The sequence below is a fragment of the Duganella sp. CY15W genome (genome assembly GCF_009857555.1).
GTDB lineage: Bacteria > Pseudomonadota > Gammaproteobacteria > Burkholderiales > Burkholderiaceae_D > Rugamonas > Rugamonas sacchari.
Map to the genome: position 1 here is coordinate 455,807 of NZ_WWCQ01000002.1, position 22,146 is coordinate 477,952.

The 22,146-nt window shown below is 61.6% G+C and carries 17 protein-coding genes; 6 read left to right on the plus strand and 11 right to left on the minus strand.

Translation table 11 applies throughout. From position 1 onward, the window contains the following. Positions 1 to 44 precede the first annotated feature (44 nt). Positions 45 to 380, plus strand: a complete 336-nt coding sequence (locus tag GTP58_RS11570; RefSeq protein WP_161077607.1) for a hypothetical protein — start codon at positions 45 to 47, stop codon at positions 378 to 380. On the opposite strand, the gene GTP58_RS11575 is transcribed toward GTP58_RS11570, so the two are convergent. The 3 genes from GTP58_RS11575 to GTP58_RS11585 form a co-directional block, all read right to left on the minus strand. After that, positions 377 to 2,146, minus strand: coding sequence for a M14 family metallopeptidase (locus GTP58_RS11575; RefSeq protein WP_161077608.1), 1,770 nt, complete (start codon positions 2,144 to 2,146; stop codon positions 377 to 379). The two genes, GTP58_RS11570 and GTP58_RS11575, sit on opposite strands and share 4 nt — an antisense overlap. A 76-nt stretch (positions 2,147 to 2,222) precedes the next feature. After that, positions 2,223 to 3,821, minus strand: a complete 1,599-nt coding sequence (locus tag GTP58_RS11580) for a S41 family peptidase (protein WP_161077609.1) — start codon at positions 3,819 to 3,821, stop codon at positions 2,223 to 2,225. Positions 3,822 to 3,863: 42 nt separating this feature from the next. Beyond that, positions 3,864 to 4,775 (minus strand): LysR family transcriptional regulator, encoded by a 912-nt coding sequence (locus GTP58_RS11585; protein WP_161077610.1) that lies wholly within the window; start codon positions 4,773 to 4,775, stop codon positions 3,864 to 3,866. 129 nt (positions 4,776 to 4,904) lie between these two features. Here GTP58_RS11585 and GTP58_RS11590 point away from each other — a divergent pair, with 129 nt between their 5' ends. Further along, entirely contained in the window at positions 4,905 to 6,128 is a 1,224-nt protein-coding gene (locus tag GTP58_RS11590) for an MFS transporter (protein WP_161077611.1), read from the plus strand. Here the strand turns inward: GTP58_RS11590 and GTP58_RS11595 are convergent. The 3 genes from GTP58_RS11595 to hppD form a co-directional block, all read right to left on the minus strand. Next, positions 6,125 to 8,824, minus strand: coding sequence for a TonB-dependent siderophore receptor (locus GTP58_RS11595; RefSeq protein WP_161077612.1), 2,700 nt, complete (start codon positions 8,822 to 8,824; stop codon positions 6,125 to 6,127). The genes GTP58_RS11590 and GTP58_RS11595 overlap by 4 nt on opposite strands. Before the next feature lie 250 nt (positions 8,825 to 9,074). Continuing rightward, positions 9,075 to 12,650, minus strand: coding sequence for an indolepyruvate ferredoxin oxidoreductase family protein (locus GTP58_RS11600; protein WP_161077613.1), 3,576 nt, complete (start codon positions 12,648 to 12,650; stop codon positions 9,075 to 9,077). Between the two features lie 66 nt (positions 12,651 to 12,716). Further along, complete coding sequence (gene hppD / locus GTP58_RS11605; RefSeq protein ID WP_161077614.1) at positions 12,717 to 13,835, minus strand: 4-hydroxyphenylpyruvate dioxygenase; 1,119 nt, start codon at positions 13,833 to 13,835, stop codon at positions 12,717 to 12,719. Between the two features lie 127 nt (positions 13,836 to 13,962). Between hppD and GTP58_RS11610 the strand changes: the two genes are divergently transcribed. The 3 genes from GTP58_RS11610 to GTP58_RS11620 are packed head-to-tail and all read left to right on the plus strand — an operon-like array spanning position 13,963 to position 15,904. Continuing rightward, positions 13,963 to 14,484 carry an Lrp/AsnC family transcriptional regulator gene (locus GTP58_RS11610; RefSeq protein ID WP_072788191.1) on the plus strand — a complete coding sequence of 174 codons (522 nt, stop codon included), beginning with the start codon at positions 13,963 to 13,965 and terminating at the stop codon, positions 14,482 to 14,484. A gap of 53 nt (positions 14,485 to 14,537) precedes the next feature. Next, on the plus strand, positions 14,538 to 14,993 hold the full coding sequence (locus tag GTP58_RS11615) for a hypothetical protein (RefSeq protein ID WP_161077615.1): 456 nt from the start codon (positions 14,538 to 14,540) through the stop codon (positions 14,991 to 14,993). Continuing rightward, a complete protein-coding gene (locus tag GTP58_RS11620; protein WP_161077616.1) occupies positions 14,990 to 15,904 on the plus strand; it encodes a hypothetical protein in 915 nt (304 codons plus the stop codon). The genes GTP58_RS11615 and GTP58_RS11620 overlap by 4 nt, the downstream gene beginning before the upstream one ends. A 2-nt stretch (positions 15,905 to 15,906) precedes the next feature. Here the strand turns inward: GTP58_RS11620 and GTP58_RS11625 are convergent, their stop codons facing one another. Continuing rightward, the gene (locus GTP58_RS11625; protein ID WP_161077617.1) at positions 15,907 to 16,581 is read right to left on the minus strand and encodes a GNAT family N-acetyltransferase; all 675 of its coding nucleotides are present in this window, start codon (positions 16,579 to 16,581) and stop codon (positions 15,907 to 15,909) included. Then, a complete protein-coding gene (locus tag GTP58_RS11630; RefSeq protein ID WP_161077618.1) occupies positions 16,571 to 17,527 on the minus strand; it encodes a LysR family transcriptional regulator in 957 nt (318 codons plus the stop codon). The genes GTP58_RS11625 and GTP58_RS11630 overlap by 11 nt, the downstream gene beginning before the upstream one ends. Positions 17,528 to 17,601: 74 nt before the next feature. Between GTP58_RS11630 and GTP58_RS11635 the strand changes: the two genes are divergently transcribed. Then, positions 17,602 to 18,153: a cysteine hydrolase family protein gene (locus GTP58_RS11635; protein ID WP_161077619.1), complete on the plus strand. Its 552-nt coding sequence runs from the start codon at positions 17,602 to 17,604 to the stop codon at positions 18,151 to 18,153. Here GTP58_RS11635 and GTP58_RS11640 read toward each other — a convergent pair. The 3 genes from GTP58_RS11640 to GTP58_RS11650 are packed head-to-tail and all read right to left on the minus strand — an operon-like array spanning position 18,150 to position 22,119. Next, on the minus strand, positions 18,150 to 19,400 hold the full coding sequence (locus tag GTP58_RS11640; protein ID WP_161077620.1) for a multifunctional CCA addition/repair protein: 1,251 nt from the start codon (positions 19,398 to 19,400) through the stop codon (positions 18,150 to 18,152). The two genes, GTP58_RS11635 and GTP58_RS11640, sit on opposite strands and share 4 nt — an antisense overlap. 4 nt (positions 19,401 to 19,404) lie before the next feature. Beyond that, positions 19,405 to 20,124, minus strand: coding sequence for a glutathione S-transferase family protein (locus GTP58_RS11645; RefSeq protein WP_161077621.1), 720 nt, complete (start codon positions 20,122 to 20,124; stop codon positions 19,405 to 19,407). A gap of 27 nt (positions 20,125 to 20,151) precedes the next feature. Further along, positions 20,152 to 22,119 carry a lytic transglycosylase domain-containing protein gene (locus GTP58_RS11650; protein WP_161077622.1) on the minus strand — a complete coding sequence of 656 codons (1,968 nt, stop codon included), beginning with the start codon at positions 22,117 to 22,119 and terminating at the stop codon, positions 20,152 to 20,154. Between the last annotated feature and the right edge of the window lie 27 nt (positions 22,120 to 22,146).

The window sequence follows — 22,146 nt, forward strand, 5'->3', positions numbered from 1 at the left end:
CCGGCTAAACGGAAGCACCATCAACCCAGGGTAAAGGAAAAATAATGAAAATCGATACCAGCGCATTGAGCTCGGCTTTGGCGGCGAGTTCGTCGCAAGTCAAAAAGAGTGACGGCAACACGGGGTTCGGCGCCATCCTCAAACAGGCGGAAACCAGGCAGTCGGCAGCAGCGGCGGAGCTGGAGAAGTATGTCAAGATGACGCCCGCCGAACGCATGACCCAGGCCATGATGAAAAAGCTCGGCATCAGCCAGGACAAGTTTGACGCCATGTCACCGGACCAGCAGGCGGCCGTGATGCGCAAGGTGCGGGACATGCTGAAGCAGGAGATGGAAGAGGCGGCGCAAAAACAGGGCGCCGCCGCTTCCGGCGCAGTTTAGTACTTCTGCGCGGTACGCATCACTGGATACAGGTTGTAGCGTTCGTCCCACGATGCGTGCCGTTTGGCGAAGAATTCCAGACGCTTCGCCGGGCTCTTGTTAAATTCCGCATCGCTATCGAGCTTCTTCTGGAACTCGGCACGCAGCGCCGGATCGGCCTGCAGCTGCTCGCGCGCCACCTCCTCCGCGACATACTCCTCCATATACTCCTTGCGCTCAAAGGCGTTATTGAATTCGCCCCAGGCCAGCAGGCCATCGGCGCCGCGCGGTTCCAGCAAGGTCATGACCAGGCGCGCCTTGGGCTGGGCGATCGGCACAAACAGCGCGCCCTTGGCCACGGTACGGCGCTCACGTCCCCAGTCGCCTTCCACCGCCAGCGACTGATGGCCTTCAAACGACTGCGTACCAAACTTGGCCTTGGTGGCGCGGAAGGTCTCCACCTCGGCCGCCATCTGGCCGGCGCCAATCACCTTGAAGCTGATGCCATGCTGTTTGAGCTTGGCGCCGACCCAGCCGGCATCGGCCAGCGGCACGATGTAGCCGCCCAGCGGCGCCGCTACTTTCAGGTCCGGCACGATTTCATCACGCAGCGGCACGGTCCACATCTGTGGCTTGGTCTCGTCATAGCGGGTCCACAGGCCGCCTGAAATCTCCGAATGCTCGCGCGTATATTCATAGCCCGGGAACTGGATGGTCCTGGCGTTGAATGTGGTGCGGTAGCTGAGCGGGAATTCGCTGCCGGCCATCGCTGCCGCGCGCGCATCGGCTTCCTGCGTCAGCTTCTGCCACTCCTTGCCATGCTGGGCCACCTGCGACAGCAAGGACACGATGGTGTTGTGGGTGATGCGTACGCGGGCCGGGTAATCCTTCCACGAATGGGTTTCCACCAGCATCGCAAAGCGGTTACGCATCGGGAAGTAGCCGGTGGAGAAGCGCGCCGTCGACATGCTGTCGACAAAGCCGGACGATGGATCGTCTTCCTTGTCGAACGACATATAGTAGGACTTGGGGTCCGAACCCTGCGCCGTCAGATCGGCAATCACGTTCTTCTGCAGCGCGGCGCCAGCCACCTTGAGCGCCTCGTCGCCGCCATGCACCGGCTCCACCTGGATCGACACGTCAGGCTGGAACTTGGCGCCGTCGGTCACATGCAGGTCGATGTAGGCCAGCGGGTCCCAGGCGTTGACCAGCGCCAGCATGGCCTGCATTTCCGGCGCATCGGCCTTCACGTAATCGCGGTTCAGATTGTAGTTCTGCCCCGTGGTGCGCCAGCCCATTTCCACCGGACCGCGCTGGTTAGGGCGGTTGTATTTGCCAAAGCGCTCATGGCCATCGACATTGAACACCGGCACGAACAGCAGCACCTGCTTGTCCAGCGCACCCGGCGCCACCTTGTTTTCCAGCGCCTCGCGCAGCGCCAGGAAGCCGGCGTCCTTGCCATCGATCTCACCCGCGTGAATCCCGCCTTGCACCAGCAGCACCGGCACGCCCTTCTTCTTGGCCTGTTCCGCCGTCAGCGCGCCGGTGCGCGAGACCGCCAGCGCCAGCATGGGACGGCCTTCCGGCGTGCGGCCGAATTCAAAGCAGCGCACCTCTTTCGGATAGGCTTTCTGGAACTGCGCGCACAGCGCGATCACTTCGTCATAACGGCCGGTGGTCTGGAAACCGGAGCGTTCGGAGATGGTGGTCAGCGGTGCGGAAGCGGGAGCGGCTTGGGCCAGCGGTGCGCTGGCAGCAAAGGCAAGCAGTAAGGCGGAGCGAATCATGGAGAGGCTTCCGTAGCGAAGGTTGATCGACCGATGCCTGTACCGGCATCGGATGCGATAAAAATTATAGTCTGCTTTATCGACCTTCGTGCAGGCGTATCGATATCTGCTTGCCCTCCGGCCGCTCCAGCTCCAGCGGACCGTTCAGCGGCAGGCCATTCAGGCTGCGGCTATGCAGCGGTATTGCGGGGCAGGCGCCCGTCACGTGGTAGCGCAATGCGGCCGCCAGCGAGCTTTCGTAGACATCGCCCAGCTCATGGCCGACATCGTCGCCGGCCTTGCAGGTCGGCGCAAAGCCATCGGCATAATCGCCAAAGCCTTTGTTGTTCGTGCCCTGCGTCTCGATGGCGAAATAGGTGGTGCCGCAGTTGGGCGCGGGCGTGAATGCGTATGGCTTGCCGCACGTCGTGCCGCCGATGAGCGTGACATCAACGTCGATGCCGCGCAGGCCATTGATGACCGATTCGCTGGCGGAGCAGGTACCGGCTGTGGTCAGTATCGTCACATGCCTGAGGCCCAGCGAAGGCAGCGGCGTACCGGATTTCAGCTTGGACGGCACAAAGCCATAGGCCGTCGAAGAAAACATCTGCGGCGCCGTCGGCTTTTGCTTGTCGTTGTGCTGCAGCGTCTCAAACACTTTGTCCCCAGTGGCAGCAGGGCCGGCGATCATGTACGCCAGTTCCGCTGCCAGCCGCACATAGCCGCCGCCGTTATACCGCATGTCCAGGATCAGATCCGTCACGCCGGCATTCTGGAAACCGGTGAAGGCGTCCGCCAGCAGGCTTTCAGCCACCGCATTGTGGTCATTGAACTGCAGGTAGCCGACCTTGCCCCGGACCGTCTCCAGCACCTTGACGTTTTGTACCGGCACCAGCGCCAGCCTGGCAGAGGTCAGCGTCACGGGTAACGAGGCGCTGCCGCGTGCCAGCACGAAGTTATGTGCCTCGCCCGCGGTCTTTGGCGACAAGCCCGCATTGATGACCGCCAGATCGGCGGCGCCGGTGACCTGCATGCTGACGCCGTCCACCGCCACCACCGTGTCGCCACGCCGCGCACCGGCCAGTGCGGCCGGCGATCCCGGTTCCACAAAGGCCACCACCCACACACGCGGCAACACGCCGGTCGGCGTGCGCGACCAGGTAATGCCATAGCTCAGCGACACGCCTTCGTTGCTCATCGCGCTCCAGACTTCGGAGGGATAGCTGAAGTGGAAGCGGTCCTTGAGACGGCCGGACGCGGTGACAGCCGGCGTTTTCAGCACGGCGAAATAATCAAGTGGCGTCTTGTAGTCCGCCATGTTCAGATTGGTGGGGATTTCCTTGTACCACAGGTAGCCGTCGTCGATGTAGGAATGCATCCAGCGCAGCTCATCGTTCAGCGTGCCCTGGATATCGAGGTAAGGCATGCCGTTGGGCTGCTGGCCGGTACGCGGATGTTCGCAGCGGCCGAACAGCGTGAACCAGTCAGGCTTGGATGGATCGGAAGGCGTCGGCTGTACCGGCGGCGTCACCGGCGGGTTGACTGGCGGCGTCACTGGCGGCACCACGGGCGGTTCGGGTGGCGTGACCACCGGCGGCGTCACTGGCACTGGCGCGGGTGGAGAATCGCCGCCACAGGCAGCCAGCAGCACAGGCAAAAACGCCAACAGGGACAGCAGCTTCGAATTCAGTTTCATCGGCAAGTAAGTCATGAGCAAGGCTGCCGATTATAGTACCGATCAAGCCTGCAAATCCGGATCGCGGCGCAGTAATTCCGCCAGCCAGTCGGCAAACACGCGCAGGCGCGGCGACGCCATGCGGCCCTGCGGATACAGCAGCGAAATCGGCAGCGAAGTAGACGGCGTGGCGTGCAGCACTTCCACCAGCGCACCGCTGGCCAGATGCGGGCGTGCCTGGTAGCGCGCGGCCTGCGCCAGGCCCATGCCCTGCAGCACGCACAGCAGGTTGGCATCCGCATCGTTGACGGCGATGGCGCCGCGTATTTCCGTGGTGACCACGCGCCCATCGACCACAAAGTCCCAGTCATAGGGCCGGCCTGTGCGTCCGGAAAAATGCAGGATGCCGTGGTGCGCATGCAAATCGGTCCAGCTCTGCGGCATACCGTGCGCCGCCAGGTAGGACGGCGCGGCCACGGTCAGGCAACTCATATGTCCCAGCGTCCTGGCGACCATGGCCGAGTCCTGCAGGATGCCGACGCGCAGCGTGCAGTCCAGCCCCTCTTCGGTCAGATCGCTAAAGCGCTCGCTCATGCTGACGACCAGGTCCACTTCCGGATAGGCGCTACAGAAGCTGGCGATGTGCGGCATGACGATATTGCGGCCCAGCGTACCCGGCAGGCCGACCCGCAGCTTGCCACGCGGCTTGCCTGCACGCTGCCCGCGAAACGCGCCCTCGGCATCCTCCACCGCTTGCAGGATCTCCAGGCATTTGTGGAAGTAGTCGGCGCCGTCCGGCGTCAGCGACAGGCGGCGCGTGGTCCGCTGCAGCAGCTGCGTGCCCAGAAAGGCTTCCAGCTTCTTGATGGTGGCCGTCAGCGCGGCGCGCGGCAGATCCAGCGTCTCGGCAGCCTTGGTATAGCTGTTGGCCTCGACAATGCGGACGAAGGTCTGCATGGCTTTGAGTCTGTCCATGGATTGTTCACCTGATTGTTCACCGAATTGTTCATATTATGTGAAAAGTGTTAGCGCATTATGCCCTAATTATCTTTGCCCGGCTTTTGCCTAGAATTTGCCCATCGCAATCTCCCCTGGAGCATCACCATGAGCAACCACGAAGAAAAAGACATCAGCCCCGGCATGGTCACCTTGCTGGCCAGCGCCACCGGCCTGATCGTCGCCAGCCTGTATTACGCGCAAACCCTGGTCGGCCCGATCAGCGCCGCTACCGGCCTGTCGCCCGAAGCGGCGGGCCTGATCGTCACGCTGACGCAGATCGGCTACTGTATCGGCCTGCTGTTCATCGTGCCGCTGGGCGACCTGCTGGAAAACCGCCGCCTGATTTTCACCGGCCTGCTGTTCACCTCCGCCATGCTGGTGCTGGCGGCGGTCAGCACCAGCGCCTGGATGTTCCTGACGGCCGCACTGGGCATCGGCCTCGGTTCCGTGGCCGCGCAGATCGTGGTGCCGTTTGCGGCGCACCTGTCGAAGGAATCGACGCGCGGTGTCACAGTCGGCAAGGTGGTGAGTGGCCTGCTGCTCGGGATCATGCTGTCGCGCCCTGCGGCCAGCCTGATCGCCGACGCCACCAGCTGGCACGTGGTGTTTGCCGGCGCCGCCGTGGTGGTGCTGATGGTCGCCTTCGTGCTGCGCGCCAAACTGCCGCAACGCATGCCCAATCACCACATCAGCTATCCCAAGCTGATGGCCTCCGTGTGGCACCTGTTCCTGCAAACGCCGGTACTGCGCCGCCGTGCCGCTTACCACGCCGGCCTGTTTGGGTCGTTCAGCCTGTTCTGGACCGTGACGCCGCTGATGCTGGCCAGCCCGGCCTTTCATTTGTCGCAGACGGGCATTGCCATCTTCGCGCTGGTCGGCATGGCGGGTGCAATCGCTTCGCCCATCGCCGGCAAGCTGGCCGACCAGGGCCACACGCTGATGGCCACCGCCGCCGCACTGGCGCTGGGCGTGATCGCGTTTGCGTTGCCGCTGCTGGTGCCAGGCTCGCGCAATGTCGCCCTGGCGATCCTGGTGATCGCGTCGATTGTGCTGGATATGGGGGTGGCAGCGAATCTGGTGCTGGGCCAGCGCGCCATCTTCTCGCTGGGTGCGGAAGTGCGCAGCCGTTTGAATGGGGTGTACTTCGCGTTGTTCTTTGCCGGTGGCGCCGTGGGTTCGGCGCTGGGTGGCTGGATGTATGCCACCCACGGCTGGCACGGCGCCCTGTTGACCGGGATGGCCTTCAATGGCGCCGCGCTGCTGTACTGGGTGACCGAGTATCTCGGCCACACCAGCGATCAGCGTAAGCCAGCGGTAGATCTGTCTTAACCGCCGAAGTGGTAGTTCAGCTCGACCCAGCCCTGGCGGCCCATCGGGCTGTAGCTACCCACCGGGTAGTACGGCCAGCCGCCGGTGTTATCCGCCTTGACCTGGTTGAACAGATTGTTCACCGCCACCGACAGGGTAACGCGCTCGTTGACGTGGTACACCACACTGCCGTTGACGCGCGTGGTCGGCGTCAGGTAAGCCGTGCCGGCGCCGTTCGGAATCTTGCTGTAGCGCTGCAGGAACAGGGTGTTCGACCATTTGCCCACGTTCCAGGTCACGCTGGCATTGAGCTTGTCACGCCAGTCGGTATTGCTCATGTCCTCCAGATCGTTTTCGAGCGGGTCGCCGGTGAACTGGCGCGAGTGCTTGTTCAGGGTCTTGGAGTAGTTGGCCTTGGTGATGAAATTGCCGTAGTCCTTGGTACGGAAAACATACTTGGCCGAGACGTCGATGCCATCCACTTTGGTCGATGCCGCATTGATCGGATTCACCAGGATCTGTTTGATCTCACCCGGACGGTTCAGCGCATTATCCGGGTAGCGGGTAATGCGTGCGATCGCATCGGCGCAAGTTGGCGAGGTCAGGTCGCCCTTCCCGCGGCACTCCGCTTCGTCACGCAGCAGCTTGTCGGAACTCAGGTTGGTGACCAGGTCGTCGATCTTGATGTTCCAATAGTCCAGCGAGACGTCGAAGTCCGCGCTTGGCGACCACACGATGCCCAGGCCGGTCGAACGGCCCTTCTCCGAACGCAGGTCCTTGCTGCCGGTCTGCACATAGTCCGCACCTGGCGAGTAGTTGGCGTAGTCGCAGCTGTCGATCGGCTGGCCCGCCTTGGCGCAGCGCCAGTAGTCGGTAGTTTGCGAATAGTAGCCAGTGCCGCGTGCCTTGTAGATGTAGTTCATGTCAGGCGCGCGGAAGCTGGTGGCGTAAGTGCCGCGCACCAGCACCTGCTGTACCGGACGCCATTCCACACCAGTGTTGTAGGCGAACTTGCCATCGTTGCGGCCAGCGAAGCTGTAACGGTCATAGCGGCCGGCCAGCGTGGCATCCACCGTTTTCACCACCGGGATATTCAGTTCCGCACCCAGCGCATAACGCTTGCGGGTACCGGCGGTAACGTCGGCGCCCGGCGTGGTGTAGAAGTAGCCCTGGTTGATGCGCGGATCCGGTTCGTTCGAGAAGCCCTGCTTGCCCACTTCCGCCACGGTTGCCACTTTCAGCGGACCGGCAGGCAGCGCGAACGCTTCGCCGTTAGCGCTCAAGCTCAGGGTATTGGTCCACGACTTGTCGTTGCTGACTGAGGCATCGGTGATGCTGTTGAATTCCTGCGGCGTCAGGCGCTTGGTCAGGCGTGCCGGATCAGGCGCGAAGATCGCTACGCCATTCTTGTCCACGCCCTGCTGTGGGCCGAGGAAGAAGCTGTCGATATTGGCCAGCGCGCGCGGGCGGTGGTCCTGGCTCTTGTACAGCGAGGCGGTATAGCCGGCTTCATAGCCCCAGGTGGTGCCAGGGATGGTGCCGCGCGCGCCAAACGACAGCGAGCTGGCCTTGTCATCCCAGAAGCGGTTGTAGCGGTCCACGCCGCCGATTTCTTCTGGCGAGATGTAGCGGGTCCAGGCCTCGTAGGCATTGGTGTTCTGGTTCCAGAAATAGCTGTCGGTCAGCGAGCGCGAGGTCCACGACGGGCCGCGCGTATTGTTGGTGCTGCGGTTCTGGCCATACAGCGCCTCGGCGTACAGCGTGATTTCCGGCGACAGCTCGTAGTTGGCGCTGCCGAACAGATTCTGGCTGCTGTTCTTGGTCTGCGTGGTCCAGTAGGTCGGCGCGACTTTCGGGCTGGCGCAGTAGCTGCCGGCTTTGGCGGTGTACTTGATGGTGCTGCCGCCGAACAGGTCGCCGATGCTGGAGCAGGTATCGCCCAGGTCCACATACTTGCCGGTGCTGACGTTCTTGCGCGCCAGGACCGTGGTCGGCGTGCCGGACCTGGTGGCCATGAATTCGCGGTCCGCGCTCCACAGCGGTTCGCGTTCCAGCAGTTCTACGCTGAACAGGGTGTTAAGCTTGTCGAAGCTCTTGCCGCCGGTGAACTGCACGCGCTTGTCGCCGCCACCGCCGCGCGAGCTGTCGCCCGCCTTCAGGTTGATATCGTAGCCTTCGACTTTTTTCTTCAGGATGATGTTGACCACACCCGCCACCGCATCCGAGCCATAGACGGCCGATGCGCCGCCGCTCAGGATTTCAACGCGGTCCACCACGCTCGATGGAATGTTGGCCAGGTTGGTGAAGTTGACCGTGCCTTCGTAGGCAATCGGGAAGTCCGCCATGCGGCGGCCGTTCAGCAGCACCAGCGTGTGGTTCGGACCCAGACCGCGCAGGCTGATGGCGTTGGCCGACGGCGTGAAGGTATTGCCGAAGTCGGCGCCCTGCACAAAGCCGCTGTTCTGCGTCTGATTGGTCAGCGCATCGAACACATTGCGGTAGCCCTGCTTCTCGATGTCATCGCCGGTGATCACGGTCACCGCCGATGGGCCTTCCGTGCCGGCGCGCGGAATGCGGGAGCCGGTGACAACAACAGCTGGCGGCGTGGTAGCCGCCGCTGACGATTCCTGTGCCTGTGCCAACGTAGGGCCGGCGACACCGCACGTCAGGGCGATTGCGCCTGCCGCCAGCGGGTTCAACTTGAATTTTGTTTTCATTGAAGTGGTCCGGGTTTTTAAAGGGTGCCACCTTAACAAGTGCAAACCGTTAAGAGAACGAATATAAATGCGCTTCTTTATGCGTTTTTCTAATTTATCAAGATATACAAAAACTTAAAACATATATCGTTATTAAATTAGGTATTTATATTGACAATGATGTCCTAATGTCACACTTTTCCACGGGCCTGAGGCAAAAAAAACGGAAGGCCGCAGCCTTCCGTCGAGGGGGGGGGGGATGAAAGCGGAATCAGGCCGCGTGTGGTGCAGTGGTGGTGTCGGCTTTCACGGCGGGTTTGCCGAAATTGGCCAGCAGCGTGGCTTCTTTCTGCTTGGCCGCCTTGAGGTGACGTTCCTTCACGTGGCCATAGCCGCGGATGTCTTCGGGAATGCTGGCGATGGCCACCGCTTGCGCCAGGTTGTCCGCATTCAGCTTGGACAGCAAGCCACCGATGGTGTTGCGGTACCCGGTAATCAGCGCACGCTCCATCTTACGCTCTTCCGTGTAGCCGAAGACGTCCAGCGCCGTGCCGCGCAGGCCTTTGAACTTGGCCAGCACGCCGAAGGCCTTCATCATCCATGGACCGTACTGCTTCTTGATCAGGTGACCTTGCGCGTCATGCTTGGCGAAGATCGGCGGCGCCAGGTGGAACTTGAGCGTGATGTCACCTTCAAACATGCCCGCCACCTTCTGCTGGAAGGCGCCGTCGGTGTACAGGCGGGCCACTTCGTATTCGTCCTTGTACGCCATCAGCTTGTAGAAGTAGCGCGCTACCGCCTCGGTCAGGCGCGTGGTCTTGCCCAGCTTGGCCTCTTCCGCACGGACCTGGTCGACAAACGATTTATACTGTTTGGCATAATCGCTGTTCTGGTAGGCGGTCAGCAGCTCCATGCGCTTGGCGATGATGTCGTCCAGCGTCTGGATGCGTTTGAACTCGATCACCTTCGCAGGCGTGGTCAGCTTGGTCACCGATGCCAGGTCATGCGCGGCAGTGCGGCCCCAGTTGAACGCGGCCTTGTTGAAGGCGACCGACACGCCATTCAGCTCGATCGCCTTGAGCAGCGCGGCTTCGCTCAGCGGCACATGGCCTTTCTGGAAGGCGTAGCCCAGCATGAACATATTGGTGGCGATGGAGTCGCCCATCAGGGCGGTCGCGATCTGGCCGGCATCGACGAAATCGACGTTGTCGCCGCCACAGGCACGGATGATTTCACCACGCGAAGAGGCATCCGGGAACTGCCAGTCCGGGTTCTTCACGAAAGCTGCCGTGGTGGCGCCGGTGGAGTTGATCATCGCATGCGTACGGCCTTCGCCCATGCGCGACAGCGCATCGCGCGACGCGGTCACGATCTGGTCGCAGCCGATCACCAGGTCGGCGCTGCCCGTGCCCACGCGGGTCGAATGCAGATCGCTCTGATGGTCCGCCAGGCGCACGTGCGACATCACCGGGCCGCCCTTCTGCGCCAGGCCGCTCATGTCCAGCACCATGGCGCCCTTGTTTTCAACGTGGGCAGCCACGGCCAGGATCTGGCCCACGGTCACCACGCCAGTGCCACCGATACCGGTGATCAGGATGCCGTACGGCTGCGCGGTGGAAGGCAGCTCCGGCGACGGCAATACCGGCATCGGCGCATCGCCCACGGCGGCTTTCTTCGGCTTCTTCAGCGCGCCGCCTTCCACCGTCACAAAGCTCGGGCAGAAACCGGTGGTGCAGGAGAAGTCCTTGTTGCACGAGGACTGATTGATCTGGCGCTTGCGGCCCAGGTCCGTTTCCAGCGGCTCCACCGACAGGCAGTTGGACTGCACCGAGCAGTCGCCGCAGCCTTCGCAGACCGCTTCGTTGATGACCGCGCGCTTGGCCGGATCTGGGTATTCGTTGCGTTTCCGGCGGCGGCGTTTCTCGGAGGCGCAGGTCTGGTCGTAAATCATGGCCGACACGCCCGGCTTGTCGCGCAGCTCGCGCTGGACGTCCATCAACTCGCTGCGATGGCGCACGGTGACGCCTGGCGCCCAGTTGTAATCGGACGGATATTTTTCCGGCTCGTCGGTGACCACGATAATCGGCGTCACGCCTTCCGCCGCGATCTGGCGCGAGATCATGCCCGGGTCGAGCGGACCATCAAAGGCCTGGCCGCCGGTCATCGCCACCGCATCGTTAAACAGGATCTTGTAGGTGATGTTGACCTTGGCCGCCACCGCCGCGCGGATCGCCAATATGCCCGAGTGGAAGTAGGTACCGTCACCCAGGTTGGTGAACACGTGCTTCTCGTTGGTGAACGGCGCCTGGCCTACCCAGGTCACGCCTTCCGCGCCCATGTGGGTGAAGGTCGAGGTCTCGCGGTCCATCCACAGCACCATGTAGTGGCAGCCGATACCGGCCAGCGCGCGCGAACCTTCCGGCACCTTGGTTGACGAGTTGTGCGGGCAGCCGGAGCAGAAGAACGGCGTGCGGTCGGTCTGCGGATTGCCTTTGGCTGGCAGGGTTTTCAGCGCCAGCTCTTTCGCCTCCAGAAACGCCACACGTTCCTGCACGCGCTTGGCGACCGGATGACCGGCACAGTAGTGCGCGATGCGCGAAGCAATGGCGCGCGCGATCTGCGCCGGGTTCAGCTCATAGGTTGCCGGCAGCAGCCAGTCGCCGTGGCCGGTCTTGCCCTTGTTGCTCCATTCGCCGGTGTCGTCGAATTTGCCGACCACGCGCGGACGCTGGCCATCCGGCAGGTTGTACAGCTCTTCCTTGAGCGCGTATTCCAGGATCTGGCGCTTCTCTTCCACCACCAGGATTTCGTCCAGGCCCTTGGCGAATTCGTGCACGCCATCCGCTTCCAGCGGCCAGGTCATGCCGATCTTGTACAGGCGAATACCGATATCGGCGGCGGCCTGTTCGTCAATGCCCAGGTCAGCCAGCGCCTGGCGCGTGTCCAGATAGGATTTGCCGGCGGTGATGATGCCGATTTTCGGCTTCGGCGAATCCCAGATGATCTTGTTCAGCTTATTCGCACGGCAGTAGGCCAGCGCGGCGTACCACTTGTAGCTGTTCATGCGGACTTCCATGTCCAGCACGGTGTCCGGCCAGCGGATATTCAGGCCGCCTTCGGGCAGATCGAAGTCGGTCGGCAGCTCGATCTTCACGCGGTCCGGATCGAAGTCCACCACGGCGCCGGATTCGATGATGTCGGTCACGCACTTCATCGACACCCACAGGCCGGTATAGCGGCTCATGGCCCACGCGTGCAGGCCGTAGTCGATGTACTCCTGCACCGACGATGGATACAGCACCGGAATGCCGCAGGCATTCAGGATATGGTCCGACTGGTGCGCCGTCGAAGACGACTTGGCCGCGTGATCGTCGCCAGCCAGTACCAGCACGCCGCCATGCTTGGCGGAGCCGGCGTTGTTGGCGTGCTTGAAGACGTCGCCGCAGCGGTCCACGCCAGGGCCTTTGCCGTACCACATGGAGAACACGCCGTCGTATTTGGCATCCTGGAACAGATTGGTTTGCTGGGTGCCCCATACGGCCGTCGCCGCCAGGTCTTCGTTCATCCCGGGATGGAATTTGACGTGGTGCGCGTCGAGATACTTCTTGGCTTTCATGGCCGTCATATCGACGCTGGTCACAGGCGAACCGCGGTAGCCGGTGATGTAGCCAGCCGTGTTCAGGCCAGCCTTGAGATCGCGCTCGCGCTGCATCATCGGCAGGCGGATCAGCGCCTGCGTACCGGTCATAAAGGCGCGGCCGCGTTCAAGCGTCCACTTGTCGTCCAGGGTAATCTCATCGCCTTTTAGCGACGGGTCTAGCTGCAAACCCTTTTGAGGTGCATTCATTTTGTCTCCAATATACTCAAACACTCCGCCGGCGCTTCGTCTGTGTGCTCTACTGCCGGCTTACTCTTATGCTGCGGTCTTGCCGGGGTCCTGCAAGACGCCGCGTTTAATCTGATCCAGTTCGATCGATTCAAACAGCGCGCGGAAGTTACCTTCGCCGAAGCCCTGGTCACCCTTGCGCTGAATGATCTCGAAGAAGATCGGCCCGATCACGTTCTGCGTGAAAATCTGCAGCAGCAGTTCGCGCTCGCTGTCATTACTGTGCCCATCGATGAGGATGCGCAGGCGGCGCAGCTCTTCCAGCTGCTCGCCGTGGTTAGGCAAGCGGCGGTTCACCAGTTCGTAATAGGTTTCGATGGTGTCCTGGAAGTCGATGCCGGCCTGCTTCATCGCTTCAATCGAGGTATAGATATCGTCAGTACCCAGCGCGATGTGCTGGATGCCTTCGCCGTGGTACTGGTCCAGGTACTCGGCGATCTGCGACTTGTCGTCCGACGATTCGTTGATCGGGATGCGTACTTTGCCGCACGGCGACGTCATGGCTTTCGACTTCAGGCCGGTCAGCTTGCCTTCGATGTCGAAATAGCGGACCTCGCGGAAGTTGAACATCTTCTCGTAGAAGTCGGCCCACTCCTTCATGCGGCCACGGTGCACATTGTTGGTCAGGTGATCGATATAGGTAAGGCCATGGCCGACCGGGTTGGCGACCGCGCCGGGGATTGCCACGAAGTCCACATCGTAGATGCTGATATCGCCAATCGCGCCCTGCTGGCCGTCGTTCTTGCCGCGCCAGCGGTCAACCAGATAAATCAGCGAATCGCCCACGCCTTTGATGGCCGGGATATTCAGCTCCATCGGACCGGTCTTGTTATCGAAGCCCCAGGCACCCTGCTCCAGCGCGCGCTGGTAGGCAAAGGCCGCGTCCTGCACGCGGATGGCGATGGCGCAGACCGAAGGGCCATGCTGGCGCGCGAAACGCTGGGCGAAAGAATCCTGTTCGGCGTTGATGATGAAATTGATGTCGCCCTGACGGTACAGGGTCACATCTTTGTGACGATGCCGGGCAATGGCGGTAAAGCCCATGCTCTCGAACAGCGCCCCCAAGGCTTTGGGGTCCGGGGCGGCGTATTCGACAAATTCGAATCCGTCCGTGCCCATCGGGTTATCCCATGGCTGGAATTTCATACACGTCTCCTTTATAGGAATACGCCAAGTATAGACCCGCCCTCGCAGCATAAAATTGCAAACAATTCCCATGCGTCGTCGTTTTGAGCAATAATATTGCCCTTAATTCCGAATTTCCGAGGTATTTATGACCAAAATAGCGCTGGACAAAACGGATCGTAAGATTCTGTCCATATTGCAGTCCGATGGCCGCCTGTCGAACCAGGACGTCGCCGAGCTGGTCGCCCTGTCGCCATCGCCCTGTCTGCGCCGTATCAAGCGCCTGGAAGAAGCGGGTGTGATCCGCCAATACGTGGCCCTGCTGGACCCCGACAAGATCGGCCTGGGCCTGCTGGCCTACGTGAACGTACGCCTGGAGAAGCACAGCGAAGCGGCCGCGCACAGCAACGCCCGTGCGCTGGGCGCCGCCAACGCACCGCCATCGCCACGCGCCGACTTCGCCGAATCCGTGGCCCAGTGGCCGGAAGTCGTGGCCTGCTACGCCATGACTGGCGAGATGGACTACCTGCTGCGCGTCCACGTCGAAGACATGGACCACTTCTCGCGCTTCATGATGGCGACGCTGCTGCGCCACCCGGCAGTGCTGGACGTGAAATCCTCGTTCGCCCTGCAACGCGTGAAAGACACCACGGCCCTGCCGCTGGTGTAAGCTATTCAAACCAAAGCCCTTCGCAGTTTGCTACTTCGCAAAATGGAGCCAATGTGAAAAAAGCTGATTTCCCTCCGCTTTTGCCGCCAGGGATTCACGAGCTCACATTAGCGGAGTTGCAAGCGATTGCGGTAACTCCATTCCTGGCAGATGCGAAGCGTGCATTGTTGTTCGCGTCGTTCCAACAATGGCTTCAAAAACTACAGTCTTTTCACGTAGAGGCTATACTTTGGATCGATGGATCTTTTCTGACGTCGAAACCAAGTCCGGCTGACATCGATTGCATCATGTGGGATCCAGAAACGTCGGTATCATTAACCTCAGCGCAATGGAATGAGGTTCGGAAGCTGACGGATCGAAACGTCGCCAGGGTCCAGTTCGGTCTGGATCTGTACATGGAAAAGCCTGCACCAGAAAAACGTCTGCACCGCCAAGCATATTTTCGTGGCCTGTTCGGTTTTCAGCACGATGAAAAGACGCCAAAGGGGTTTGTGGAGTTAAAAATATGAGCATCGACTTTCTAAAGCAGCATGCTCAAACGCTTAGCGAGTTCGCGGAGGACACTGCTGCAAGAGCTGCCCAGAATCCCCAAGATCCTTGGCTGGCAATAGCAGCGGACAACCAGCAGCAAGCGGCAAGCGATGCTCTGCAACATCTCTCGATTGCCTATGCCGAAGAAGCTGGAGAACTTGTCGATCTTCGGCTGATGGGGCCACGCGCAAACGGTTCAATTTCTCTGGATGCGTTCATCAAAATAGCAGACCCTTTGTCCAAAGCCTGGAAGGCCGCAGCGTACCGCATTCGGCATGGCATATCGGAAGGGCGGGCTGGTAAGGAAATTGCCGATGTTTTGAATCTGAAACTGGCAGGCATCGCAAGCGGATCGACTCGCGTTTTGATCACCGGTAGCAGCACTCCCGATCTGTCCGGCGAAAGCCTTCTGCAGTCGACATTACAGCAGACATTTCGACTACTGACGGCAAAGAACGAAGAATTTTACGATGCCGTGGACGCGGTAGGCGGCAAGGCCGCGCATTATCTTGGTGATGCGATTAAAGAAATTGAAGCAGCAGGGATGTCCGCAGAATTCACCTGGCACGCTCTGCACGAACAATACTCCTGGTACGGCAACTCGACTGAAATTGAACGCATCAAATCGCTCATCGCAGCAGCCACAAAGCCTGAAAGCTACGAAGAAGAAATTACCGGTGATGTTTCTGGGATAACCGATACAGGCAAGTTGGAACTACGGACTGCTACAGGAAAAGTGTTGATACGCTTCCCTTTGGATTTAATGGAAAAGGTTCAGCATCTGTCGATAGCAAAGCACGCATCTCTCCGCGTTAGCACAACAAAATATTGGGACGTCGTAGGAAGAAAAGACGTTTTTCAGCGTCTGCTGATTGATATTTTGTCATAAGCCTACTTGCGGCCGATCAGGCGCCCCAGCCATTTGACGGCGGCGCGCCTGTTGGCTTTGAGGGTGTAGTCCAGTACAGCGAATTGTTCGTCCAGCGCTTCTTGCAGCATGCTGGCCGGATTGGCGGGCGGCAGTTTGAGGTAGGCGTCCGCTTCGCCGTAATCGCGGTGGATTTCCATGCCCGCTTTTTTGGCGATGTGCATCATGGTCTTGTTGGACGACAGGCAGTGCATGTAGAGCGTGTCGACGTCGTTGTTGCGGCAGTGGATGGCGGCGCGCTCGAACAGTTTGGAGCCGATGCCCAGGCCACGCGCCGATCGGCTGACCGAAACGCCAAATTCCGCCACGCGCTCTTTCACCGTGACCGCACTTTTCGATTCGTCACGCGGCGCAAACGCCAGATGGCCCACGGCCACCAGCCGGAACACGCGGTTGTAGACGCCAAACACCATGTCGCGCGAGAAGGCGATGCGGTTGACGTAATGGGTGATCTGCTCATCCGGCAGCACGGAGCCAAAGCGCAGCAGGCGGTCGCTGTCCTCCAGATCCAGGAAGTGCCTGAGCATGCGGCGGCGGTCACGCTCGCGCAGCTCTTTCACCAGCACGGTCGGACGGCGCTTGCCGTCCTTGTGCTTGCCCCAACGGCGCAGCGGATTCTGGAACAGATCAGGGTTCATAGCGGTCCATTGTAAACGATGGTTTCAGCGCCGCGGCCAAGGCTTTTGCCAACTGCTTTCCGCTGCGGCGCACCGCATCGGCAAACGCGCTCACGGCCGCAGACGGCGGACGATGGCGCGGCAGCGCCAGCAGCACCGCATACGGAATCGCTGGTGCAAAGCGGCGTATCACCAGCCCCTGGCCTTGCGCCAGCCATGCCATGAGGGGATTGACCACGGTAACGCCGAGCCCCTGCGCCACCATCGCACAGGCAGCGGCGGAGCTATGCGTTTGCAGTATCGGCCGGTAGCTGACGCTGGCCGCTGCAAACGCCGCATCGATGCTGATGCGCTGCGGGTCGCCATCCGCCAGCCGGATGAAGGGCTGGCCGGCCAAATCGGCGGGCTTGATGACTTTGCGCCTGGCCAGCGCGTGGCCGGGCGGCAGCACGCAAACCTGTTGGCCTTCAAAGATCACGCTGTGCTCGACGCCTGCAACCGCCACGCCGCTTTCCATGACACCCAGATCGAACTGCTGCGCCGCCAGCCATTCGCCCAGCAGCGGCTGGTCCTGCGGCGTAATGCGGATGCCGGCGTCGCTGCCGTGGTCGAGGAAGGCCTTGCACACATGCGGCAGCAGCGATTGCGCCAGGCCGGGCTGGCAGATCACCGAGACCTGCACGCCGCGATGTAAACGGATCTCATCCACCGCCTGCCGCACACGCTCCATGCCGTGATACGCGCGCTGCACTTCGCCGAACAATGTGCCGGCTTCCTGCGTGGCCTGCAACCGCCCTTTGCCACGTTCGAACAAACGCATGCCGCACACATACTCCATGCGCGCCAGCTCACGGCTGACGGTCGGCTGCGATGTATTCAGCAGCGCAGCCGCCTCGGTCACGCTGCCGGTTTGCATGATGGCGCGGAACACTTCGATGTGGCGCAGCGTGAGAAGGGCTGTATCCATCGCATATCCAGAATGAATGAAATAGACAATTATATGCAATGGCGATATCCAGCGCATCCATGCACAATGACTGCATGAACTCACTACCTTTTAACGCCGTGCTGCTGCTGGTCGATCTGCAGCAAGCCGTCGACAATCCCAGCTGGGGACCGCGCAACCATCCCGACGCCGAACGTGTGGCCGGCGCGCTGCTGCAAGCGTGGCGTGCCGCAGGCCGGCCCGTCATCCATATCCGCCATGACTCGACCGAGCCGGCATCGACCTACCGGCCGGGCCAGCCCGGCCACGCGTTCAAGCCGGAGGTGCTGCCGTTGCAAGGCGAAACGCTGTTCGCCAAACAGACCAACAGCGCATTCATCGGCACGGAACTGGAAGCGCATCTGCGCGAGCGCGGCCTGGACACGCTGGTGATCGCGGGCGTCTCGACCAGCAATTCGGTGGACGCGACGGTGCGGATGGCAGGCAATCTGGGATTCACAGTCTGGCTGGTGGAAGACGCCTGCTTTACTTTCGACCGCATTGACTGGAGCGGCGAGCCGCGCACAGCACAGGAAGTGCACGACATGACGCTGGCCAATCTGCACGGTGAGTACTGCACCGTGACCAGATCGGCCACACTGATCTAGGACTCGTCTTCGTCGTCAGCTGCGTTCAACGCTGCCTTGACGGCCGACACGCGCGCGCCGTGCACGCGCTCAGGGATGCGTTGCGGATTGTCGGCACAGCTTTGCGCAATTTCGCCCGCATTGACGCCGCGTGCTGCCGCCAGCGCCATCTCCAGATGCGCCAGTTGCGGGAACGCTGCATCGGCATAGCTGGCATCCGGTCCAATCCGGCCACGCGCATCGCATTCCGTCGCCAGCAGCATCTGCGAAAAACGCGCCGGCTTGCGGAAGGCGTCGCAACGTTCGAACAAGGTGACGATGGTGTTGGAACGCAGCTGCAATGCGCGGCCGACGTTGCCGTGTTCACGCGCGGTCATCACCGCCAGGTCGCGGCACTCGGTTGGTACGCGCAGGCGTTTGCAGACTTGCTCCACCAGCTTGACGCCCATGCCTTCATGGCCGTGATGCGCCGGCCAGTTTGCGGACGGCGTGACACCCTTGCCCAGATCGTGCATCAGGCAGGCGAAGCGTGTCGGCAGGTCGCGTTCCAGTCTGGCGGCGCAGTCGATCACCTGCATCACATGGACGCCGGTGTCGATTTCCGGGTGCCATTTCTCCGGCTGCGGCACGCCCCACAAGACATCCAGTTCCGGCAGGATGCGCGCCAGTGCACCGCAATCACGCAGCACGTCGAACATGCGGGAGGGCTTTTGCTCCATGAGGCCACGCGACAGCTCCTGCCACACGCGCTCCGCCACCAGCGCATCGACTTCGCCCTGCTCCACCATCTGCTTCATCAATGCGTTGGTTTCAGGGGCGACCTGGAAATCACTGAAGCGCGCAGCAAAGCGCGCCAGACGCAGGATGCGTACCGGGTCTTCCGCAAACGCTTCCGATACGTGGCGGAAGATGCGCTGTTCAATATCGCGCTGGCCGCCGTACGGATCGGTGAGCGTGCCATCGTCTGCGCGCGCAATCGCGTTGATGGTCAGGTCACGGCGCACCAGGTCTTCTTCCAGCGTGACATCCGCCGACGTGTGGAACACAAAGCCTTTATAACCGGGCGCGGTTTTGCGCTCGGTGCGGGCCAGCGCGTATTCCTCCTGCGTTTTCGGATGCAGGAACACGGGGAAGTCTTTGCCGACCGGGCGGAAGCCTCGGGCGATCATGTCATCCGGCGTCGCGCCCACCACCACGTGGTCGTGATCCTTGACCGGCAGGCCTAGCAGCGCATCACGAACGGCGCCGCCTACTACGTAAGTCTGCATGGTCTCAGTCCGGCATTTCAGCGTCGTGCTTGGGCGCCACTTCGGTTTCGGCCAAGGCTTCGTTAATCCAGCGCGCGACGGCAGGATGGGCCAGTACGCGCTGGCAATAGGCGTCCAGCGCTGGCGCCAGCGTCACGCCGTAGGTACGGAAGCGGCACACCACCGGAGCGAAGTAGGCATCGGCAATCGAGAAGTCGCCGAACAGGAACTGGTGATGGCCAAAACGTGACAGGCACTCTTCCCAGATTTCGCTGATGCGGCCAATGTCGGCCTGCGTGCCCGGCGTGCGGCCCTTGCCCGGATAGCTGCCGCGGATATTCATGGACATCGAGTTGCGCAGATCGCTGAAGCCGGCGTGCATTTCGGCGCACACGGAACGCGCCATGGCGCGCGCCGCCACGTCCTGCGGCCACAGATGCAGCTCGGGGAACTGCTCGGCCAGATATTCGCAGATCGCCAGGCTGTCCCAGATGGTCATTTCCTCGCCGGCCAGCAGCACCGGTACGCGGCCGGAAGCCGAGTAGCTGCAGATGCGGTTGGCGGTGTCGTCCTGGTCCAGCAGCACGCGCACTTCCTGGAACGGGATGCCGAACGCGGTCATCGCCACCCATGGGCGCATGGACCACGACGAATAGTTCTTGTTGCCGATGACGAGCGTCAGGCCCGGCGAGCGCGCTGCGGCCAGCGCTTGCGACAGGCCTGGATCAAGTTGGGTAGTCTGCATGATGAGTCGTTCCTGTAGGGTGGGGAATCAGCGCGGCACGAAGCTGGTTTCCTGTTCTTCCTGTTCGGTATAGCCTTTCGGCGCCACGGTGCCCAGGCGTGCCTTCAGCGATTGCGGCCGCCCTTCAAACAGCGCCGCATAGTACGCGGTATTCGACATCACGTTCTTGACGTAAGTGCGCGTCTCGACGTAAGGAATCGATTCGATGAACACGGTGCTGTCCATCGGTTTGGTCAGCGTCGAGCGCCAGGTGCGCAGGCGCCCCGGACCCGCATTGTAAGCCGCAGTGGCCAGCACCTGCGAGCCGTCCATATTCCCCAGCACCATGTTCAGGTAGTTCGTGCCCAGCATGATGTTGTAGCGCACATCGCCCAGCATCTCCTGCGCAAAATCGGTGAGGCCGATTTTCTTGGCGATCCAGCGTCCGGTGGACGGCATCACCTGCATCAGGCCCGACGCGCCGGCATGCGACTGCGCGTCCATGATGAAGCGCGATTCCTGGCGGATCAGGCCATACACCCAGGCCTTGTCCAGGCCCAGCGTCTGCGTGGCAGGATGCATGACGTCGTTGTGCGGCGACGGGAAGCGCTGCGTGTAATCGACCTGGATGCGGGTACGCTCCGAGGTGTTGACCATGCGGTCGAGTATATTGTTCTGGCGCGCGAATTCGGCGGCGGCCAGGTGATCGCGCTCGCTCATGCCGCGCAAGCCCCAGTTCCATTCACGCGTGCCTTCAAAGCGCAGGCGCATGCTGAAGAACTTCAGCGCACGCTGGAAGTTGGGGTTGGCCGCCATCGGCGCGATCTCCGCTTGCGAAATCGGCTGGCCCGGCGTGGGAATCGTAATCAGCCGGCCGGTTTCTTCGAGCGCCAGCTGGCCGTAGTAATTCGACTGCTCCGAGATGCTGCGGAACAGCTGCAGCGCTTCGCCGCCTGGCTGGCTGCTGACGCCATCGCGCGCCATCAGGGCGCGGCCCAGCCAGTAGACCCAGGTCGGTTCATTGCGCAGCGCCGACGGCATGGCGCGGATAGTGTTCTCGACCTGGCGCCAGTCGCCGCTGCGCAGCGCGATGCGGGTCTTCCATTGCATCTGGTCGATCGACAGCGGTGCACCGTTGGCGCGCTTCCAGTAGTCGCTGGTTTCCGGCGCCAGCGTGTACGACGATTGCAGCGCAATCGCAGCCCAGGCCTGCTGCTGCTCCTGCGCCGTCATCTTCGGCGTGGCCTTGTTCAGCGCCAGCACCGCCAGCTTGACGCTGGTCTTGGCCAGGCGGCCGATGGCGACGATGTAGATCTGATGTTCGACCTTGCCATTCCCAATGCCCTTGGCCACCGCCACCGTCGGCAAATCAACCGCTTGCACGGCTTTCTTTTCCGGGCCGTCGAGCAGCGTGACGATGCGGCGCGCCTGGCCGGTGGCGTTGTATTCGCCGGACAGGCGCAATTGCGCGTACAGGTCCTCGGTGTTGAACTGGCCGTTCTGGTACAAGGTGGCGATGAGGTCAGCGCACGGCTGGCCGTAGCCGTTGGGCGCGGTCAGCAAGGCGCGTGCTTCATCGCCGACTTTCTGGCCCTTGAGGGCGCGCGAAATCAGCGCATAGCATTTGACTTGGGTATCGTCGTTGAGCACGAACAGCGGCAGCTGCTCGTCGAACGTCGCCCAGTCGCGTTTGCGGCCCAGCTCCAGCAGCCAGTCGTTGCGCAGGCGATCGACAATCGCCTGGCCTTCGTAGCGTTTGAAGAAGCTGCGGATTTCCTCCGGCGCGGCATCCTTCAAATGCGATTTCAGCCGATAATAGTCGACATACGACGGGATGGAATAGTTGGGCAGGCGCGCGGCGTAGAAATCCGCTTTGGAAGCGTCGTCCTGGCGTACGGCATCGCGCAGCAGCAGGAAGGCATCATCATCCCTGCGGCTATCGGTGTCGTCGGCGTGGGCGAACGAGGTTAAGGCAACGACGAGGGCGCCGGCAATCCATTTCGAAGCAGAAATCAATGTGCAACTCTCTTAAGACTTGAATCA

Bases quoted from the DNA above. Each gene is read 5' to 3' on its own strand.
- GTP58_RS11570 (WP_161077607.1), top strand. From the start codon at position 45: ATGAAAATCGATACCAGCGCATTGAGCTCGGCTTTGGCGGCGAGTTCG.
- GTP58_RS11575 (WP_161077608.1), bottom strand. From the start codon at position 2,146: ATGATTCGCTCCGCCTTACTGCTTGCCTTTGCTGCCAGCGCACCGCTG.
- GTP58_RS11580 (WP_161077609.1), bottom strand. From the start codon at position 3,821: ATGAAACTGAATTCGAAGCTGCTGTCCCTGTTGGCGTTTTTGCCTGTG.
- GTP58_RS11585 (WP_161077610.1), bottom strand. From the start codon at position 4,775: ATGGACAGACTCAAAGCCATGCAGACCTTCGTCCGCATTGTCGAGGCC.
- GTP58_RS11590 (WP_161077611.1), top strand. From the start codon at position 4,905: ATGAGCAACCACGAAGAAAAAGACATCAGCCCCGGCATGGTCACCTTG.
- GTP58_RS11595 (WP_161077612.1), bottom strand. From the start codon at position 8,824: ATGAAAACAAAATTCAAGTTGAACCCGCTGGCGGCAGGCGCAATCGCC.
- GTP58_RS11600 (WP_161077613.1), bottom strand. From the start codon at position 12,650: ATGAATGCACCTCAAAAGGGTTTGCAGCTAGACCCGTCGCTAAAAGGC.
- hppD (WP_161077614.1), bottom strand. From the start codon at position 13,835: ATGAAATTCCAGCCATGGGATAACCCGATGGGCACGGACGGATTCGAA.
- GTP58_RS11610 (WP_072788191.1), top strand. From the start codon at position 13,963: ATGACCAAAATAGCGCTGGACAAAACGGATCGTAAGATTCTGTCCATA.
- GTP58_RS11620 (WP_161077616.1), top strand. From the start codon at position 14,990: ATGAGCATCGACTTTCTAAAGCAGCATGCTCAAACGCTTAGCGAGTTC.
- GTP58_RS11625 (WP_161077617.1), bottom strand. From the start codon at position 16,581: ATGAACCCTGATCTGTTCCAGAATCCGCTGCGCCGTTGGGGCAAGCAC.
- GTP58_RS11630 (WP_161077618.1), bottom strand. From the start codon at position 17,527: ATGGATACAGCCCTTCTCACGCTGCGCCACATCGAAGTGTTCCGCGCC.
- GTP58_RS11635 (WP_161077619.1), top strand. From the start codon at position 17,602: ATGAACTCACTACCTTTTAACGCCGTGCTGCTGCTGGTCGATCTGCAG.
- GTP58_RS11640 (WP_161077620.1), bottom strand. From the start codon at position 19,400: ATGCAGACTTACGTAGTAGGCGGCGCCGTTCGTGATGCGCTGCTAGGC.
- GTP58_RS11645 (WP_161077621.1), bottom strand. From the start codon at position 20,124: ATGCAGACTACCCAACTTGATCCAGGCCTGTCGCAAGCGCTGGCCGCA.